General features: G+C 40.3%; 19 protein-coding genes. 11 read left to right on the top strand and 8 right to left on the bottom strand.

The genetic code is table 11. The features are described from left to right. Positions 1–3 precede the first annotated feature (3 nt). Positions 4–2,658 (top strand): SF1B family DNA helicase RecD2, encoded by a 2,655-nt coding sequence (recD2, locus tag IGI82_RS11345; protein WP_438842233.1) that lies wholly within the window; start codon positions 4–6, stop codon positions 2,656–2,658. 101 nt (positions 2,659–2,759) lie between these two features. Then, complete coding sequence (locus tag IGI82_RS11340; RefSeq protein ID WP_005229738.1) at positions 2,760–2,987, top strand: hypothetical protein; 228 nt, start codon at positions 2,760–2,762, stop codon at positions 2,985–2,987. A 103-nt stretch (positions 2,988–3,090) separates the two neighbouring features. Here the strand turns inward: IGI82_RS11340 and IGI82_RS11335 are convergent, their stop codons facing one another. Beyond that, the gene (locus tag IGI82_RS11335) at positions 3,091–3,714 is read right to left on the bottom strand and encodes a response regulator transcription factor (protein ID WP_010749438.1); all 624 of its coding nucleotides are present in this window, start codon (positions 3,712–3,714) and stop codon (positions 3,091–3,093) included. Beyond that, positions 3,711–4,820, bottom strand: coding sequence for a sensor histidine kinase (locus IGI82_RS11330; protein WP_438842232.1), 1,110 nt, complete (start codon positions 4,818–4,820; stop codon positions 3,711–3,713). Before IGI82_RS11330 ends, IGI82_RS11335 begins: the two co-directional genes overlap by 4 nt. Positions 4,821–4,906: 86 nt before the next feature. Here IGI82_RS11330 and IGI82_RS11325 point away from each other — a divergent pair, with 86 nt between their 5' ends. Genes IGI82_RS11325 through IGI82_RS11315 form a run of 3 tightly spaced genes read left to right on the top strand, consistent with a single transcriptional unit; the run spans position 4,907 to position 8,158 of the window. Beyond that, a complete protein-coding gene (locus tag IGI82_RS11325) occupies positions 4,907–5,839 on the top strand; it encodes an ABC transporter ATP-binding protein (protein ID WP_438842231.1) in 933 nt (310 codons plus the stop codon). 14 nt (positions 5,840–5,853) lie between these two features. Further along, positions 5,854–6,999, top strand: coding sequence for an ABC transporter permease (locus IGI82_RS11320; RefSeq protein WP_221692904.1), 1,146 nt, complete (start codon positions 5,854–5,856; stop codon positions 6,997–6,999). After that, positions 6,986–8,158 carry an ABC transporter permease gene (locus IGI82_RS11315; RefSeq protein WP_438842230.1) on the top strand — a complete coding sequence of 391 codons (1,173 nt, stop codon included), beginning with the start codon at positions 6,986–6,988 and terminating at the stop codon, positions 8,156–8,158. The genes IGI82_RS11320 and IGI82_RS11315 overlap by 14 nt, the downstream gene beginning before the upstream one ends. Before the next feature lie 53 nt (positions 8,159–8,211). Here IGI82_RS11315 and IGI82_RS11310 read toward each other — a convergent pair whose 3' ends face one another. From IGI82_RS11310 to IGI82_RS11300, 3 genes are all read right to left on the bottom strand, one after another. Continuing rightward, on the bottom strand, positions 8,212–9,183 hold the full coding sequence (locus IGI82_RS11310; protein ID WP_128432171.1) for a diacylglycerol/lipid kinase family protein: 972 nt from the start codon (positions 9,181–9,183) through the stop codon (positions 8,212–8,214). Between the two features lie 472 nt (positions 9,184–9,655). After that, entirely contained in the window at positions 9,656–9,901 is a 246-nt protein-coding gene (locus IGI82_RS11305) for a hypothetical protein (RefSeq protein ID WP_015509962.1), read from the bottom strand. 16 nt (positions 9,902–9,917) lie between these two features. After that, positions 9,918–10,439 (bottom strand): hypothetical protein, encoded by a 522-nt coding sequence (locus IGI82_RS11300; RefSeq protein WP_438842229.1) that lies wholly within the window; start codon positions 10,437–10,439, stop codon positions 9,918–9,920. A gap of 389 nt (positions 10,440–10,828) precedes the next feature. Here IGI82_RS11300 and bsh point away from each other — a divergent pair, with 389 nt between their 5' ends. Beyond that, positions 10,829–11,803: a choloylglycine hydrolase gene (gene bsh / locus IGI82_RS11295; RefSeq protein ID WP_118215480.1), complete on the top strand. Its 975-nt coding sequence runs from the start codon at positions 10,829–10,831 to the stop codon at positions 11,801–11,803. A gap of 60 nt (positions 11,804–11,863) precedes the next feature. Here the strand turns inward: bsh and IGI82_RS11290 are convergent, their stop codons facing one another. Next, complete coding sequence (locus IGI82_RS11290) at positions 11,864–12,391, bottom strand: FUSC family protein (protein ID WP_015509959.1); 528 nt, start codon at positions 12,389–12,391, stop codon at positions 11,864–11,866. 390 nt (positions 12,392–12,781) lie between these two features. Here IGI82_RS11290 and IGI82_RS11285 point away from each other — a divergent pair, with 390 nt between their 5' ends. Next, complete coding sequence (locus IGI82_RS11285) at positions 12,782–13,480, top strand: sunset domain-containing protein (RefSeq protein WP_115232505.1); 699 nt, start codon at positions 12,782–12,784, stop codon at positions 13,478–13,480. A gap of 174 nt (positions 13,481–13,654) precedes the next feature. Here the strand turns inward: IGI82_RS11285 and IGI82_RS11280 are convergent, their stop codons facing one another. Then, entirely contained in the window at positions 13,655–14,107 is a 453-nt protein-coding gene (locus IGI82_RS11280; RefSeq protein ID WP_087628178.1) for a hypothetical protein, read from the bottom strand. A gap of 505 nt (positions 14,108–14,612) precedes the next feature. Between IGI82_RS11280 and IGI82_RS11275 the strand changes: the two genes are divergently transcribed. After that, positions 14,613–15,122 (top strand): QueT transporter family protein, encoded by a 510-nt coding sequence (locus IGI82_RS11275; protein WP_005229760.1) that lies wholly within the window; start codon positions 14,613–14,615, stop codon positions 15,120–15,122. An 85-nt stretch (positions 15,123–15,207) separates the two neighbouring features. Here the strand turns inward: IGI82_RS11275 and cbpA are convergent, their stop codons facing one another. After that, positions 15,208–15,846 (bottom strand): cyclic di-AMP binding protein CbpA, encoded by a 639-nt coding sequence (gene cbpA / locus IGI82_RS11270; RefSeq protein WP_005229762.1) that lies wholly within the window; start codon positions 15,844–15,846, stop codon positions 15,208–15,210. A gap of 155 nt (positions 15,847–16,001) precedes the next feature. Between cbpA and rpmG the strand changes: the two genes are divergently transcribed. From rpmG to nusG, 3 genes are all read left to right on the top strand, one after another. Beyond that, positions 16,002–16,154, top strand: coding sequence for a 50S ribosomal protein L33 (gene rpmG, locus IGI82_RS11265; RefSeq protein WP_005229764.1), 153 nt, complete (start codon positions 16,002–16,004; stop codon positions 16,152–16,154). 12 nt (positions 16,155–16,166) lie between these two features. Further along, a complete protein-coding gene (gene secE, locus IGI82_RS11260; RefSeq protein WP_005229766.1) occupies positions 16,167–16,337 on the top strand; it encodes a preprotein translocase subunit SecE in 171 nt (56 codons plus the stop codon). Positions 16,338–16,455: 118 nt separating this feature from the next. After that, the gene (nusG, locus tag IGI82_RS11255) at positions 16,456–16,998 is read left to right on the top strand and encodes a transcription termination/antitermination protein NusG (protein WP_005229769.1); all 543 of its coding nucleotides are present in this window, start codon (positions 16,456–16,458) and stop codon (positions 16,996–16,998) included. Positions 16,999–17,018 lie beyond the last annotated feature (20 nt).

Raw genomic sequence — 17,018 nt, 5'->3', positions numbered from 1 at the left:
ACCATGATTCCAGAAAGAACGTTTTTTGTCGGCCATGTTGCCGCCATCTTTTTCCAGAATCCCAGCAATTTTTATAAAGTACTATTAGTTAAAGTCACTGAGAATAATGCCGACTACAAAGACTCGGAGATCGTCGTTACTGGTAGTTTCGGCGAAATCCAAGAAGAGGAAAAGTATCGGTTTTTTGGTGAGCTGGTCAATCATCCCAAGTATGGCGTCCAGTTGAAGGCCGAAAGCTACCAACAAGAACAACCGACCTCTGAACAAGGGTTGATCGCCTATCTTTCTGGAGAAAAATTTCCTGGGATCGGTAAGAAGACCGCTGAAAAAATCGTTGATCTTTTAGGAGAAGAAGCGATCGACCGGATGCTGGAAGAACCAACATTGTTGGAGCAGATTCCAGGATTGAATGAAAGTAAGCAAAAAATGATTTTAGATACCGTTCGGCAAAATCATGGGATGGATCAAGTGATCGTTGGCTTGAGCCGTTATGGTTTTGGTAGTCAGCTTTCTTTTGCAATCTACCAAGCCTACAAAAATGAAGCATTAGCAATTATCGAAGAAAATCCTTACCAGCTGGTGGAAGACATTGAAGGCATTGGCTTTAAACGCGCAGATGGCATCGCTGAGCAGCTAGGGATCGAAGCTTCGTCACCGCAACGGTTTCGAGCCGCAGTCTTGCATCAGATCTTTGCCCAATCCTTGCAGACAGGTAATACCTTTATCCATGCCCAGGACTTGTTAGAGCAGACACTGCGTTTATTAGAGACGAGTCGACCTATTGAGATCGCGCCAGACGACCTGGCATCAACGATCATTCAATTAGTGGAAGAAGGAAAAATCCAGCAAGAAGAAACTCGTTTATATGAAAACAGTTTGTACTTTTCTGAGTGGGGAATCGCTAGTTCCATCGAACGCTTGCTTTCCCGCAAAAAAGAGATCGTGTATCCTGAGAAAACAATCAGCAAAACGCTGCGAAAAATTGAGAAGCATTTAGGCATCACCTATGGGTCTTCGCAAGAAGAAGCAATCAAAGAAGCCATTCGTTCGCCATTGTTTATTTTGACAGGAGGACCTGGTACTGGGAAAACGACGGTGATCAATGGGATCGTACAATTGTTTGCTGAATTGAATGATTTGGACTTAGAGCCATCAAAATACAGCGACGAAACCTTTCCGATTCTCTTGGCAGCACCGACTGGTCGAGCCGCCAAACGAATGAACGAAACGACTGGCTTGCCAAGTGGTACGATTCATCGTTTGTTAGGCTTGAACGGACGTGAAAAAGCGCCATCGATCAGTCCAAAAGAATTAGAAGGCGGCTTACTGATCGTCGATGAGATGTCTATGGTGGATACATGGCTGGCGAATACCCTCTTTAAGTCGATTCCTACGAACATGCAAGTGATTTTTGTGGGGGATAAAGATCAGCTTCCTTCTGTGGGACCAGGGCAAGTCCTTCATGACTTGCTAGCGATCGATGCGATCCCGAAACAAGAATTGACGGAAATCTATCGTCAAGGAGACGGGTCAAGTATTATTCCACTCGCCCATGCCATAAAAAACGGGCAGCTGCCTGCTGATTTTACACAAAACCAAAAAGATCGTTCTTTCTTTGCGTGTGATGCTTACAAAATCGAACCGTTGATCGCTCAAATCGTGAAACGGGCAAAAGACAAAGGCTATACGCCGCAAGATATTCAAGTGTTGGCACCGATGTATCGTGGGGCAGCGGGTATCGATGCTATTAATAAAATGATGCAAGAGATTTTTAACCCCAATGATGGGACCAAAAAAGAGGTGACCTTCAATGATACGGTGTATCGTATCGGCGATAAGGTTTTGCAGTTGGTAAACTCTCCTGAAGATAACGTGTTTAATGGCGATATGGGTCAAATCGTTGGGATCACTCTAGCCAAACAGTCGGAAGACAAGATCGACGAGCTGGTCATTCAATTTGATGCCAACGAAGTGACCTATAAGCGGAATGAATGGAACAAGATCACGTTATCCTACTGTTGTTCGATCCATAAATCTCAAGGCAGTGAATTTCAAATGGTTATTTTGCCGATGGTTCATCAATACCAACGTATGCTGCAGCGCAATTTGCTATATACTGCTGTGACCCGCAGCAAAGAGATGCTGATTTTACTTGGTGAACCACAAGCGTACCAAACTTGTGTCAACCACGAATCTGCGACTCGTTTAACGACGCTGAAAGAACGCATCAATGGCACAGAAAAAATGACGCCGTTGCAACGAGCAAAATTGGCCCAATTTGAAGAAGCGGATGATCCATTTTATGATGATTCCTCTGTTGACACGAAAGTAAAAACGTCTTCGACGAAGATAAAGGAGCAATCCAGCACTGAAGTTACTGCTAACAAGCAAGCGGTAGAAAAGACCTCAGATAGTGGGCTTGATTTGTTTGCTTTTGCCGAGACGGAGCCGTCAGCATCAAATCAGACAGAAACGGCAAAACCTCTGTCAGGGGATAAGGTTCTAAGTGAAGGGACCACGGGGGAAGAAGCACTCATCGAAGAAACACCAAACGATGGTGTATTGACTTTAACGATGGTCAAAAAGCATTTAGTGGATCCAATGATTGGCATGAAGGATTGTTCTCCATACGACTTTATGCCCACAAAAAATGGATGATTCAAAGATGAGAAAATACAAAAAAAGGGTCGTTAGTGAGCGCTTTCTTTTGGTTTTTTAGCTTCTTATGCTAAGCTAAAATCAAAAGGAGGCGTTACGTTATGGCGAAAGAAACCGAAGATAAATTAGCAAAATTAGCAAAAGAATCTGGCAACGACTTTAAAAAGTTAGATGAGATGGAAAAAGAATTCAAATTGGATGAAAGTCCTGAGTCAGAACGAGGCGATCGGGAAGAATCTGGCTTAGAAAAAACGTTAGATAAGGCACCGATTTTTCCGCCTAACACACCGAATAATCCAACGAATCCTGGCAGTCCTGGAAATCCATAGCTTGTCCACCAAAAAACTACGACAGTCGGATATTCGAATAGAAAACAAAAAGCCTGAAGAATGCAGCTTCGCATTCTTCAGGCTTTTTTGCAATCGATGAGGTTTACTTTAAATGCTGATAATAATAGATCGCTAATTGCGTGCGATCCCGCAACTCCAGCTTTTCTAGTAATTGACTGATGTAATTACGAATGGTTCCATCACTTAGATACAAGGCATCGGCGATTTCTTTATTATTTTTACCCGCTGCTACTTCTTTGATGATCGCAAGTTCACGTTCGCTAAAAGATGCTTGATTATCTATCGCTGGTTGGTTCTTCATCATTTGCGTGAAGGTCTCGACGATCTCATTCCCAAACACGACTTGCCCATTGTATGCGGCTTTGACAGAAGGGATGATCGCTTGCAGGTTCTGTTTGATCAAATATCCTTTGACACCGATAGAAAAGGCTTCACGAATGTATTCTTGATCTTTGAAGGTGGTCAAAAGCAAGAGGATCGCTTGCGGAAATTTAGCCAGTATTTCTTTGGCAGCAGCGATCCCAGTTTGTTCCGGCATACGGATGTCGGTCAACAAAACGTCAGGACGATGGGCTTCGTAAAGAGCAATGGCGTCTTTGGCACAATGACCGATACCCAACACCTGAATCTCTTCTGTGCTTTCAAGAATGGTTTGTAACGAGGTCGTCACAAACGGGTCATCATCAATAATGACTACAGTAATCATTGGTGTTCCTCCTTTGGTAAAATGATCGTCAACTGAAAGCGTTGGTTTTCTTGCAAAATATGAACTTGACCTTGCAGCTCCTGGACCCGTTGACGCATCGTTTTCAGACCGATTCCGCTGTTTGCAGTTTGGGGTGAATTGACGTCCTCGTTGGTGATTTGCAAACGGTAAAAGGCGGGCAGCGTGCGAAAATGCACGACAACGGTTTTGGCATGACTGTGTTTGATGCTGTTGGTCAAGGCTTCTTTGATGACCATTAAGAAACAGTTTTGCTGTGCTTCGCTCAATCCTTCAAACAAGTTTCCTTCAATCGTTATGGAAGAGGGGAAATCAGCAATCAGAAACTCTATGGCTTGCGGAAAAGAAATCGATGTTTCATGGAGATCATGAACGCTTTGCCGAATGCGATCCATCCCAGTGTGAACCGTTGCACTCAAATTTGCTAACGGCACATTTAATTTCGGCTCTTGATTGATCATTTCAAGCGCACCAATTTGTAAAATGGCACTCGAAAGTAGATGGCCGACATTGTCATGGATATCTCGCGCGATTCGATTTCGTTCTTCCGCGATTTGTAAGGCTAATTTTGTCTCTTGTGACAGGGCTAATGCTTTGTTTTGTTCCGATAACTGCTGCTGCTTTTCCCAATGGGTATCTTTTGAAGCAATATATTTTTTCTCAAGATCGATCATTCGCTGCTCTTTTTTTCGTAAATAAAAAGCGAAAAGCAGTAGCAGGATGATAAAGGCGAGCTCAGTGGGTGAATGGTTGCCAACCGTCGAAATCAACAAAAAACCTAATAGGAATAAACCATCATCTTGTCTTTCTTTTGGAGCGATCACCCGCATCATTGCGGGCAAAAAGAGGGCAAGCGCTGGCCAAAAGGCACATAGCAGCAACAGAATAACTTGAAAAAACCAGCTTGGTTTCTTAGGCAGCAAATAACTGACGCCAGTAAATAAAACAGCGATCAGCAGATAGATGACTTGCACAGCAACAAATCCTTGGTTTACCAATAAGAACAATGAGATAGCGAGGGAAAAGCCCGCTTCGGTGAGTGGTCGATAGTTCGTCATAGGAGACTCCTTCATTGTGACAAATGTCATGGTTGGTTTAGCCAATCGTCACTAGTTTCTTTCCTTGAACTTTATTATAGTCAGATTAACAAGAAATTTGGAAGGAGTTTTTCATCATGATTATCGAAATTGATAAATTAGTAAAACGCTATGGTGATTTTGTGGCATTGAACCATTTTGATCTGCAAGTTCAAGAAGGAGAAGTTTTAGGATTATTGGGACCAAACGGGAGCGGAAAATCCACCGCCATCAACTGTATGCTCTCTTTGTTAAATTATGACAAAGGGACCATTAAACTGTTTGGATCAATCATGACGCCGGAAAATTATGCCGTCAAGGCAATGATTGGCGTCGTTCCTCAAGATGTTGCCGTCTTTGAAGAACTTAGTGTGCAAGAAAATATCGATTACTTTTGCGGTTTATATGTTGCTGACAAACAGAAACGCCAAGCCTTGATCGAAGAAGTGATTCAATTAGTGGGATTGGAAAATTTTGTGACGTTTCACCCAGGCGAGCTCAGCGGTGGGTTGAAGCGACGATTGAATATCGCCTGCGGGATCGCTCATAAGCCGCGCTTGATCTTTTTAGATGAACCCACGGTAGCGGTCGATCCTCAAAGTCGGAACAAAATTTTAGAAAGTATCAAAGAACTGAATCGTCAAGGAGCGACGATTGTTTATACGACCCATTACATGGAAGAGGTGGAGATTCTTTGTGACCAGATCGTGATTATGGATCAAGGACAGGTGATTGCTAAAGGAACCAAGGAATCTCTAAAAGATATGGTACGGACAGCGGATCGTTTGACCATCGATATCCCCTTACTGCCTGAGCCTGTATTGACAACGATTCAGCAAACCATTGCTTCTGATGGGATCGCCTATAAAAACGGTCAGCTTGAAGTAACAACGACGGAGCTGAATACAGTTTTATTACCGATTCTGATGCTCTTACAAGCAGAGCATATCACTTATGGAAAAATTGCAACCAAAGAAGCCACCTTGAATGATGTCTTTTTAGAGATCACGGGCAAGGAATTGAGAGACTAAAGGAGGGAATCACAATGTTTTGGCATTTTTATAAATACCGCACAAAAGTACTGCTGCGAAATAAATCCATGCTGTTTTGGACGTTGGCGTTTCCTATCCTCTTAGGTCTAATGTTTATGGCTGCCTTCGGGGAGATCGATCAAGCGGGCAATCTAGAAACGATCACAACGGGGATCGTAAAGACTGGAGATCAAACAGCGCTTTCGGAAAATTTTTCCACCGTCCTTGAACAAGTAAAAATCAATGAAAAACCATTATTTGAACTCGAGGAATTACAAGAGGCAGAGGCAGCTGAGAAGCTGACTGCCGGTGATTTAGCTGGGTATTATCTGATTGATGATGAAACCATTTCTCTGCATGTGGGCCAAGCGGGCATGAGCCAGTCGTTGATGAAAAATGTAATGGATCAATTTTTACAACGCACAGCAATCATTGCTAGTAAAGCGGCAGAACTTGAGAGCCTTGATCTGGCACCAATTCTATCGGCTTTTGAGCAGGAAGCGACTTTTCAAGAAGTGAATGCTGATCGTGACATGAGTTTCAAAAGTTTCTATTTCTTTACGTTGATCGGGATGGCGATCCTTTACGGGACGATGTGGGGTGTCCGCAATGTCCAGGATCAGCAAGCCAATCAATCCGCGAATGGTATTCGGCTTTCCTTGATACCAAGGAAACGGACATTGGTTTCAAGTGCGAATTTAGCGGCAAGTTTTACGATTGTGTTAGTCGAAATCTATCTTATCTTAGCCGTCTTTCGTTTTGTCTATCAAGTAGACTTCGGCCAACGTTGGCAGTGGTTACTGCTGGTTGCCGCATTAGGATCATTGTGTGCGATTTTGCTAGGGACATTGATTGGGAATCTGACACCAAAAATGAATTTGGTACAAAAGGATGGTATTTTGGTCTCTGTGACGATGGCAATGAGCTTTTTTGCCGGGATGATGGGCTCGGAACAAATCAAGTATTGGCTTGATCTGCATGTGCCACTGTTGGGGCAAGTGAATCTCGTCAATTTGATCAGTGAAAGCCTGTATCAATTGTACTACTATACAGATTTGACTAGCTTTTATACCAATCTTCTATGGCTGACTGGCTTTATCGTCCTATTTGCCATCGGGAATGCTTGGATCGAAAGAGGGGTGCGCTATGACGCTTTATAAAACGATTTGGACTTTGCTTAAAGCAAATAAGTCGAACTTACTGATTGGGGTATTGATCACTGTTGTTGTCACATTCTTTTATGCACAAAGCATCGATGTCGAAAACACCTCTTTGCAAGAGGCAAAAATTGCTTTGATCAGTGAAGAGGAGTCGCCTGTCGTGAATGGTCTCCGAGCCTATTTAAAAGAAAAGCAAACCTTGGTCACTTTGGATGGCACCTCGCAAAAAGAAATTGATGATGCGCTTTATTTTAATCGTGTAAACATCGTCTTGCATGTGCCAGCAGATTTCACTCATCAAGTTGAGGCAGGCAAGATGCCGACGATCGAGATTCAAAGTCGACCCGATGCCTTTTCTAAAACAGTCGTCACTCAGCAAGTGAACACTTTTTTACAAACAGTCCTTTTGTTTCAGGAGGAAGGCAAAACCGTCGGATCGGCGATAGAACAAGCGCAATCTGCACTGGCGGTCACAGGGGATGTGAAGCTGAGTGCAGAGTATGGGCAGCGAATGAAAAAACTGTTGACTGGCATGACCTTTAACTTATTGTCTTATGGGCTCTTTCTCTCGGTATTTAGCGGGTTTGGTGTGATCAACTTGGCATTCAATCGCAAAGAAATCAGCAAGCGAAACCAGAGTGCACCACTTCCGAAGCGTGTATTGCAGCGGAAAATCCTTCTAAGTTTGATCAGCTACTCGCTACTCTTGACCTTCGGCTTTCTACTGCTGATGGTGCTATTAGTGATTCGCACGTCTTGGGATACAGCAGCCTGGTACCACATTTTGAATACGTTCTTGTTTTTATTGCCAGTTATCAGCTTTTCAGCTTGTGTCACTTCCCTGGTGAAAAACTCAGAAGCGATCGGTGGGATCAGCAATATCTTCATAACAGGAAGTTGTTTTGTCGGTGGTGTCTTTGTATCCGCGAATTTCCTGCCAGATATCGTCAATAAAATTGCAGCGTTTACGCCAACCTATTGGTTTGTACAAAACAATACATTGATCAGTGAAACCCTCACTTATAATCAAGCGTTCACAGAATCTTTTTGGTTCAATGGCTTCGTACTAGTTGCTTTTGCTGCCGTATTTTCAATGCTCCAATTTATTTTGGGAAGAGAAGGAAGCCGTCGTTGGCAATACCACTCGGCGAAAAATTAATGATCGAACGTATAGAAAAACGATACAAATCAGCAGCGATTTGTATCGTTTTTTTATGGGCACCAGAATAATTGTGAAGCCGTGGTAAAGGTAATATCAAAGGGGCGTTGCCCCATTTCCTCGCCATCTTCTTGTCCATGTTGAGGAACGGGGGAGATGATTCTCAGCTTCGAAGTGGAAAGATGGTGAAAGTAACGTGAATTCATGTGTTTCTTTCGCATCAGTAAGCCGATCAGCCAAAAAATCTTAAAAAGCGACACACGTTCGACAAGAACGAAATCAAACTTTTTCTCTTTGACTGAAGCAGTTGGGGCAATCGCCACACCGCCGCCAAAGTAAGGATGATTGGTCGTGGTACATAAAAAAGCTTTTTTGTAACTGAACTGCTGCCCATTGCACTCAACTAAGATCGGGAAGCCTTTTTGGCGAAACAAAACCCGAATAATCGCAGCGATATAGGAAAAGGAGCCAAGATTAAACTTATTTAGATTGCTTTTTGCCATAGAGTGATTGGTGGTATAGACGATTGCCGCATCAAGACCAATTCCGACATTGTTAAGGGCAATGCCATTTTCTTCTTGGATCTGCTCCTCATAACGGATAATGGTCAATTCTTGAGGTTTAGTAGTACCAGCAATTTTCCAAAATGCTTTTTCTGGTTCCCGCGGTAACTCAATACTCCGAGCAAAATCATTTCCTGAACCAGCAGGGATATAGGCAACGGGGATTTGTTGTTGCTCAAGCTGTAACTCTGATACTACTTGGTGCAACGTTCCATCACCGCCGATAACCACCAATAATGGATAAAGCATCTCGCCATTTTCTAAATAGACCTCATCCCAAGGAATGAGGCGTTCTTTTAAGAGTTTTCGTGTGATCGTTCGTTCATCACCTGGAGACTTTGTTAAATAGACTTGATGGGGGAAACGATGTTTTTTTACGATTTTTTGCACACGTTCCACCGCTTTTTTTCCTCGTCCACTGCCTGAGGCAGGGTTCACGAGGAAGTGATAATAATAGTTCATTTTATGAATAGCTCCATATCGTTTTTTCGTTCAATGCCATTAATTATAGCATGTTTCGACAGAAGGAGGGGGGACGATGCCTGAAAAAAAGAGCAAAAAAATAGATTCGACGATTGTGCTTTCTAGGTTCTCAAAGGTTCTTATGTCCACTTTGATCCTCAGGTAACGATGCCCATCGCCGAATCCTATTCAATTAGTAAGGAGTAACTCAAATTCCCACATCCTTTGTCTTTTATTCTAAGTTGACAACAATTCTTTTCTTGCAGAACCTGCTTCGTCTGCTTTACTGGGAATCCTTGCTCCTTACACTTACAGTATAGCAGGTTTTCCTATTTTAGCAATCGCTTACAATGTTTACTTTGTGCTTTTTAAAGAATTTTAAACTTTCTAAATGAAAGGTAAAGAAAAAAAGCAAAATCGATGGACAAACGATTTTGCTTTTAAAGTTTACGGCTCGAGGAGCCACGAAAGATTATTTTTTGGGATTTTTCACGAAAGTTAAAAGTAAAATTGGAATCACCAAAAATATAATCGCATTATTGATTATCAGCACATCTGAATTACTAAAATTTAATGGATTATTTTGCCAAGTTTGAATCATAAATCCCAGTAAATTATGAGTGTGAGCAATATAAAACAGAGCAGAAGTGCCTATCACATTTAAAATAATCGCGATAATGCTTAAGATTCGTACCAGTTTAATTAGTACTTTTTTCATCGCATTTCTCCTTTAATTATGGCTGCATTTCTGATAAATTACCGAAAGCTTCTGTTAGTTTTACAGAGTCCTCCAAAATATCCATATAGATATCGTGATAGGCCCAGCCGTCACCTAAATCAGCAGCTTCAATTGCTTCTGTAGTCGTTTGTAATTCTCTCATCAAATCAGTATAATTGCGCATGATAGAGGTGTAGGCTGTTAAGTCATACGTGTCAGGATTCGCAATATAACCCTCCACTTCTGCAATCATTTCAGCGTACGTATCGGATAATTTTTCAAGTTGTACTTCTAAATCGTCAGCAGACACTTGATTCGCTTCGCTGTCAGTTTCTTCTTCAGAACTTTCACTGATGTCGGCATCAGAATCATCAGTTTCGTCTGAATCATCTATCTCTTCATCATCTTCAGATGGCGCCGTCGTGGTTTCTGTTGTTTGTTGTGAGGATTCGACAGTATCACTTTCCGCGTCTTCACTCGAGCAGCCAGCCATAAATAAGGCCGTTACCAACACAAATCCAAATAGAGTCTTTTTCATTTGTTTATCCCCTTTGTTCAAAGAAAACTATAATTTCTTTTTATAATTTTCGATGAATTAGTATTTTTGTATTGTAAAAAAAGAACGGTTACCATTCTTTCCTAATACTCTATCTATTTTACATTTAAGCACTTCTTAAATAAAGAAATATTCCGTTTTTTAATCATTATTTAACGATGTAAACGTGATAATGTTGTTAAATTTGAATAAATTTTCGCTTTCATCGATGGGAGGACTTTCAAGGTAGCTGATTTTTGTTGTTTTGTAGTATTAAAACAATTATAATATATCTAACTATTTTTTTATTAATATTTCTTCCGTTTTACTTGTTAAAAAAATGCGATAGGAGTAAATTAAAGGTGTAAAAACTTATTTTAGGAGGAATTAGGATGTGTACTGCGCTAACGTATGTAACGAAGGATCATTATTTTGGCAGAAATTTTGATTACGATGTTTCTTATAAAGAAGTGGTGACCATTACTCCGAGAAATTATCAATTGAAATTTCGCAAAGTAAGTGAAATAGATCACCATTATGCGATGATCGGGATTGCTGCTGGAGTCGCTGAATACCCACTCTATTATGATGCGGTCAACGAAAAAGGCTTAGGTATCGCTGGTTTGAATTTTCCAGAAAATGCTGTATACAATGAGTTTCAAGAGGGGAAAGAAAACGTCACGCCTTTTGAATTCATCCCATGGTTACTAGGACAATGCGCTACCGTGGAAGAGGCAAAAGCCCTGTTGGCGAAGGTTAATCTGGTAAAGATCAATTTTAGTGAAGAACTACCATTATCGCCATTGCATTGGATGATTGCTGATAAAAAGAGCGCCATCGTTGTTGAGAGTATGAGTGATGGTCTTCATATTCATGAAAATCCGGTCGGGGTCTTAACGAATAATCCGCCATTTGACTACCAGTTATTCAATTTGAATAACTACCGTGTGTTATCATCGAAAACACCAGAAACGCATTTTTCTGACAAGCTGGATTTTGATGAGTACAGTCGTGGAATGGGGGGCTTAGGTCTGCCAGGAGATCTTTCTTCGATGTCTCGTTTTGTCAAAGCGGCATTTACCCGATTGAATTCCGTTTCTGGAGAATCTGAATCCGAAAGCATTAGTCAGTTTTTCCATATTCTAGGTTCTGTCGAACAGCAAAAAGGACTATGTGATACTGGAAATGAAAACTATGAATACACGATTTATACTTCTTGCTGCAATACAGACAAAGGGATCTATTACTATCGTACGTATGAAAATAGTCAGATCGTTGCAGTCGATATGAATAAAGAAGATTTGGAAGGCAATGTACCGATCTCTTATCCATTAGTTGAAGACCAACAAGTATTTTTCAGTAACTGATCCATTTTTAAAACCCCATCTCAATGCCGTTTTGAGATGGGGTTCTTTTTCTGCTTTGTTTCAAACCGAATCGCTCTGACTCGGTGTTGCCTTTGTTCCGGTAGTGCGTTTATTGGGGAATGGAAAAAAGCGATTTACCAGTATGGCGATCGTCATGCCTATGAAGCTGTCAATAATCCGATTAAAGGCATACAAGTATGATTCAGTTTGAGGAATCATAAATAAAATCGTCAATAGTGTGGCACAGGCGCCAACTGTTCCCTCGGAGTAATCAAATTTGACCAATAAAGCGATCATCAACATGATCACTAAAGGGATCGCAATGATTTGTATAACGGACGAATGTCCGAAAAAGTTAAATATCGCAATACAAAACACGGAAGCGATTGCGCCAAAGCTGTTGCCGGCAATCCGATGTTTCCCGTATTTGACAGTGTTTTCATGGTCTTCTCGTAATGTGAAAACAGCTGTGATCGTCGATACAACATACGTTTCACGATTCAAAAGAAAACTAATCAAAATACATAGAAATACACTAATGCCAGTTTTTACATTTCTTAAGCCAAAGGTCAATCCAAATAATTTCAATCATGCCATCCTCTCAAAACAATTTCAACGAAATAGATTATACCATATCGGAAGCACTCATATTTTAGATTTTCAGAAAAATGAACAACGATTCTTTCATCGTGCGTTGAGAGGTAAATTCTACCAGTAGTCGAAAAGCTAGTTTTATACTATGCACTTATCAACTTTGAGTATTGAAAGGAATACAATAAGTAAACCTAACTTAAAATGAATTGATTTTCGCATTCCTCGTTTAAAGCTCCTTTCCATTTCCATGAGTGATCCTTCTTTTGATTTTTCAGTCCTGTTATCATTTATATAAGTTGTTTTGATAAAAAACTACTTATTGTTTATAAAAAGTTTGTTTTTTAGATATTATATTGAGATAATCAAAAATAAGGAGGGGATAAAATGAAAAAAGTTTCTGTATTACTTGTTTTCTTACTTGGTTTTGTTGTTTTTCCAGTGACAGTTTTCGCTGCTTCTTCACCGAGCGTGAGCTATCAAACGAATGTCCAGTCTCAAGGATGGCAATCATGGAAAACAAACGCTCAGACGTCAGGGACTACAGGAAAAGGGAAGCGACTTGAAGCAATCAAAATAAAAATTACAAACGAAAAATATAAAGGAAGTATTGAATATAAAACATCCATTCAGAAACAAGGATGGGAAAAATCTTTTAGAAAAAATGGTGCGCTATCTGGTACAAGCGGTAAGGGGCAACGTTTGGAAGCGATCCAAATCAAACTTACCGGTGAGATCGCTAAGTATTATGATGTCTATTATCGAGTCAATGCACAACAATTTGGCTGGATGGGCTGGGCAAAAAACGGGCAGTCCTCAGGAACTTCTGGCTTTGGCTTTCAATTGGAAGCAATTCAGATTAAGCTGGTAAAAAAAGGTGGGAAAGCACCTGGAACGACGAATAATGGCTTTCGAGATGGACGAAAAAAATATGTAGATAAACGGGGCAAAGGATTGATCAAAGGGTCAAAACAAAAGATTTATCACCTGCCGGGCAGTCAATACTATAAGAAAACGACCAGTCCGATTCGTATGTTCAAGACAGAGGTGGAAGCTTACAAAGCGGGCTTTCGACCAACTAAATAGAGAAGGACTCAGTCAATGTGTACACAATCGGGCACTTGAAACTGGTTCGATCACTATAAACAATTCCTTCCCCTCAGCGGGAAAGGAGTTTTTTATTCCATAGTATTTTTTGCTAGATATGAGGATTCACAAAGTAAGTTTACTGGCTGCCCGCTTTATAGGCTGATCCTTTTTTTAGCGAGGTTTCAGCACAAAGCTACCATCTTCATCGTTCATTCCTTCAATAAATGTAAAAATAATATTTTTACCATCTCTTTCAAGGAAGAAGTAGGACATCTCAGTTTCATATTCTGGATCTTGCATCACTAGCTGATTGTCTTCGAGGGTATAGTTGTAGGTATACTCGAATTCTTCCCAGACTACCCCATCAAAAGCTACTCCAAGCTCTTCCAGTTCATCATCATCTTCTGATTGTAGCGAGCTATTATCGGTACCAATAGTAAGATTCGTTTCACTAAATGTGGCTGTCATCACTGCATACTCACCATCATCATCATCTATCTCAATAAGCCAGTCATTTTTTTGTAAGTCTTCTTTTGTGATATTTTCATTACCATTACCATTTCCACAACCAACAGCTATGACCATCAGAAGGAGAGTTATTAAGTTTATCGCTATTTTTTTCATTATTACACCTTTCCTTCCTTTTGTTTTTGTTTATTTGAGTATATTGTAACACATTTATTGCGTACCTCGTTAAAGTAAAAAAATATGATTATCCATCACGTGATTTGCGACATCGATTACAAGTGCTTCTCTCCCTTCTTTTTTTAGTTTTGCTATCTGAAAGATCAGCATGACTAGCGGTACTTTTTTATTAGTAAGCGGAGGCTTTGCAAGAGTATTTCTCATTGAGTTTGCTTTCCAAAAGTATGCTTTTATTGGCAGCCAAAAAGAAAAGCTACCCCATGAGCCGTGACTAGCTTGTTTAAGTAGAATAAAGAAGCACTGAATGAATGGCAATCGGTGAGAAACTTGACTTAGAAAAAGCTTTTAAGGTGATTTAGAAAAGGATTTGGCTGGTTTAACATTGATATATGGCTATTAATGTGTATAATAAGTACTTGTGCGAAGCGCACCGCGGTTCATCAACCATCCCGCGTAATCAAAACTCGGAGAAAGTAGGGATCAAATGGAAAAATCAACAAATCTAACCAATCAACGTTTGCGTGTCGTCGCAGCCAATGGGATCATTATGGCACTTTATGTTGCTGTAACGGTTCTGGTCGCACCAGTCGCCTCAGGAGCGATTCAATTCAGAATATCTGAAGGGTTGAATCACTTAGTCGTTTTCAACAGAAAATTGATGTGGGGTGTCGTCGGTGGGGTCGTTGTGTATAACTTGTTCTTTGGAATGGGGATCTTGGATGTCGTATTCGGCGGTTTCGGAAGCTTTTTAGCCTTAGGAGCAACTGCCTTGGTACATAAGAAGATTCCAAATGTTTTCTTAAGACTCGCATTTAATACAATTGTTTTTTCATTAAGCATGTTCCTGATTGCGATTATGCTAAACATCACCTTAGCATTACCTTTCTGGCCAACCTTTGCAACAACGGCATTGAGTGAATTTATCGTGATGACGATCACTGCACCTGTGATGTATATCATCAATCGTGCCGTTCGTTTCGATAAACGCGTTTAAAAAAGAATCTTGTTTTTTGCTTTGATGGTTCTCAAGAAACAAGAAAAAAGATCATTCCTTTCTTTCTTAGGAATGATCTTTTATTTTATTCTGCTTTTAGGTCTTCGATCTCCACAACTTTGAAATTTTTTGCTTCCAGTTGAGAAACGATCTTGTCGCATAATTCTTTTGATGTGTTCGCTGGTAAAGTGATCATCGTACGACGGATAAATTCATCTTTACCGATATCCAATGTGATACAGCTGGCAATACTGCTGTATTTTGCGATTATTTTTGCGATGACTGCTAAGTCGCCTTGCTGACCAGTTGATGCGATCGTCAACACATAGCTTCCTTGCTCAACACTCCATGACTGTGACAACATGTTCAACAAAGAACTGTGTGTCAAGATGCCATAAAATTGATTGTTTTCATCTAATACAGCAATATAAGGCAATTCTTTGATCGTGAAGAAAACGTTAAAGAAAGAAGAATTGACATAAATAAATTTGGTCGCATTTTTTAGTAGATAAGTGACTGGCAAAGTCATGTCGCCGCCGTTTGCTTTGTGGCGATAAATGTGCATTTTATAAATATTTCCTCTGAAAATCTTGCCTGATTCATCTAGGATAGGCACACAACGATAACCAGATTCTTCCAAAATTGCCAGCGCTTCTTCTAAAGTAGCTGTTTCTTTTACCGTTGTTAAATCGCGTTTTTTGTAAACCATTGTTTTTAATAACATAATTTTCCCTCCCAAATACCCATTTAACACCATTATCATACCACAAAATTAGAAGAAACTATATTTTTACGACAGAAAATCAAAAATTGACACATTCTTAAATAAATGGTATTTTTAGTGTTGGAAAACTTTATAAAAAGGGGGAGGACACTAAGATGGCAACAAAAAAAGCTGCTTTGGCTTGTTCTGTCTGCGGATCCCGCAACTATTCAAAATCAGTCAGTGAAGGTAAAAAAGGCGAACGCCTTGAAATCAACAAATTTTGCAAGTATTGTAATCAATATACGTTGCATCGTGAAACGAAGTAAGGAGGGAATCAAATGAAATTTTTGAAAAATGTTGTTGAAGAAATGAAAAACGTTTCTTGGCCATCAAAAAAGCAATTACGTAAAGATACCTTTGTGGTGATTCAAACAACCATTATTTTTGCATTGATGTTCTTTGTGATGGACACACTGATTCAAACAGTCTTCAATTGGATCCTAAAGTAAGACTTCTTACTGATAGCGCTAGTCATTTATCGCAAATCATGCTATAATCGCTTTGAGGAAAAACTTCGGTGCAGCTGAGGTTTTTTTATTTTACAAAAAGATGGGGAGTCCGAAAAAAATGGAATCTTTTGAAAAAAATTGGTATGTACTGCATACGTATTCTGGCTATGAAAACAAAGTAAAAGCGAACCTAGAGTCACGTGCACAAAGCATGGGGATGGGTGATTATATTTTCCGTGTCGTCGTTCCCGAAGAAGTAGAAACAGAAGAAAAAAACGGCAAAACCAAAGAAATCGTTCATAAAACATTTCCTGGCTATGTATTAGTTGAAATGGTCATGACGGATGAATCTTGGTACGTTGTACGTAATACTCCTGGGGTAACAGGTTTCGTTGGTTCCCATGGTGCAGGAAGCAAGCCAGCGCCTTTATTACAAGAAGAAATCAATTCAATTTTACGTTCGATCGGTATGAGCACTCGGACGGTTGAACTGGAAGTAGAAATTGGCGAAACCGTCAAAATCATCGAAGGTGCGTTTTCTGGTCTAGAAGGACAAGTAGCAGAAATCGATGAAGAAAAACAAAAACTAAAAGTGAACATCGATATGTTCGGTCGTGAAACGAGTACAGAACTTGATTTTGAGCAAGTAGATAAGATTTAACTACTGGATTCACTAGCAAG

The sequence above is a fragment of the Enterococcus sp. AZ067 genome (assembly GCF_051715005.1).
GTDB lineage: Bacteria > Bacillota > Bacilli > Lactobacillales > Enterococcaceae > Enterococcus_D > Enterococcus_D casseliflavus.
This window is presented reverse-complemented; position numbering and strand designations above follow the sequence as displayed.

What these genes read in the sequence shown, in the direction of transcription:
- recD2 (WP_438842233.1), top strand. Translation starts at nt 4, where the DNA reads ATGATTCCAGAAAGAACGTTTTTTGTCGGCCATGTTGCCGCCATCTTT.
- IGI82_RS11340 (WP_005229738.1), top strand. Translation starts at nt 2,760, where the DNA reads ATGGCGAAAGAAACCGAAGATAAATTAGCAAAATTAGCAAAAGAATCT.
- IGI82_RS11335 (WP_010749438.1), bottom strand. Translation starts at nt 3,714, where the DNA reads ATGATTACTGTAGTCATTATTGATGATGACCCGTTTGTGACGACCTCG.
- IGI82_RS11330 (WP_438842232.1), bottom strand. Translation starts at nt 4,820, where the DNA reads ATGACATTTGTCACAATGAAGGAGTCTCCTATGACGAACTATCGACCA.
- IGI82_RS11325 (WP_438842231.1), top strand. Translation starts at nt 4,907, where the DNA reads ATGATTATCGAAATTGATAAATTAGTAAAACGCTATGGTGATTTTGTG.
- IGI82_RS11320 (WP_221692904.1), top strand. Translation starts at nt 5,854, where the DNA reads ATGTTTTGGCATTTTTATAAATACCGCACAAAAGTACTGCTGCGAAAT.
- IGI82_RS11315 (WP_438842230.1), top strand. Translation starts at nt 6,986, where the DNA reads ATGACGCTTTATAAAACGATTTGGACTTTGCTTAAAGCAAATAAGTCG.
- IGI82_RS11310 (WP_128432171.1), bottom strand. Translation starts at nt 9,183, where the DNA reads ATGAACTATTATTATCACTTCCTCGTGAACCCTGCCTCAGGCAGTGGA.
- IGI82_RS11305 (WP_015509962.1), bottom strand. Translation starts at nt 9,901, where the DNA reads ATGAAAAAAGTACTAATTAAACTGGTACGAATCTTAAGCATTATCGCG.
- IGI82_RS11300 (WP_438842229.1), bottom strand. Translation starts at nt 10,439, where the DNA reads ATGAAAAAGACTCTATTTGGATTTGTGTTGGTAACGGCCTTATTTATG.
- bsh (WP_118215480.1), top strand. Translation starts at nt 10,829, where the DNA reads ATGTGTACTGCGCTAACGTATGTAACGAAGGATCATTATTTTGGCAGA.
- IGI82_RS11285 (WP_115232505.1), top strand. Translation starts at nt 12,782, where the DNA reads ATGAAAAAAGTTTCTGTATTACTTGTTTTCTTACTTGGTTTTGTTGTT.
- IGI82_RS11280 (WP_087628178.1), bottom strand. Translation starts at nt 14,107, where the DNA reads ATGAAAAAAATAGCGATAAACTTAATAACTCTCCTTCTGATGGTCATA.
- IGI82_RS11275 (WP_005229760.1), top strand. Translation starts at nt 14,613, where the DNA reads ATGGAAAAATCAACAAATCTAACCAATCAACGTTTGCGTGTCGTCGCA.
- cbpA (WP_005229762.1), bottom strand. Translation starts at nt 15,846, where the DNA reads ATGTTATTAAAAACAATGGTTTACAAAAAACGCGATTTAACAACGGTA.
- rpmG (WP_005229764.1), top strand. Translation starts at nt 16,002, where the DNA reads ATGGCAACAAAAAAAGCTGCTTTGGCTTGTTCTGTCTGCGGATCCCGC.
- secE (WP_005229766.1), top strand. Translation starts at nt 16,167, where the DNA reads ATGAAATTTTTGAAAAATGTTGTTGAAGAAATGAAAAACGTTTCTTGG.
- nusG (WP_005229769.1), top strand. Translation starts at nt 16,456, where the DNA reads ATGGAATCTTTTGAAAAAAATTGGTATGTACTGCATACGTATTCTGGC.